Genomic DNA, 288 nt, shown 5'->3' with positions numbered 1-288 from the left:
TGCCTTCGTCGCCGCCGAGCTCGGCGGTGGTGCGGATCTGGATCTCGAGGTCGCTCGTGGTCAGCTGCAGCTGGCCGCCGGTCTTGCGGATCAGCACGTTCGCCAGGATCGGCAAGGTGTGTCGCCGCTCGACGATGCCCGCCACCGACTGCAGCGCGGCGAGGACTTTGTCTTGGTTTGCCTTCAAAACGATCATGTCTTCTTCCTCTTCTCTATCTCTGTGAATCAGCCTGTAAGACGCCATTCTCCGCTGTCGCGAGGGGCACCCTTGATGACATTCGGCGGTCA

Annotated in this window: 1 pseudogene; it reads right to left on the bottom strand. The window is 61.5% G+C overall.

The features are described 5' to 3' along the window. Positions 1 to 196: pseudogene (locus ACZYSP_RS35525) on the bottom strand (DNA polymerase III subunit beta); the annotation flags it as partial. Positions 197 to 288 lie beyond the last annotated feature (92 nt).

Source organism: Variovorax sp. F042 (assembly GCF_057814215.1).
Note: the sequence above shows the minus strand (reverse complement) of the source record. Positions and strands in the feature narration are given on the sequence as shown.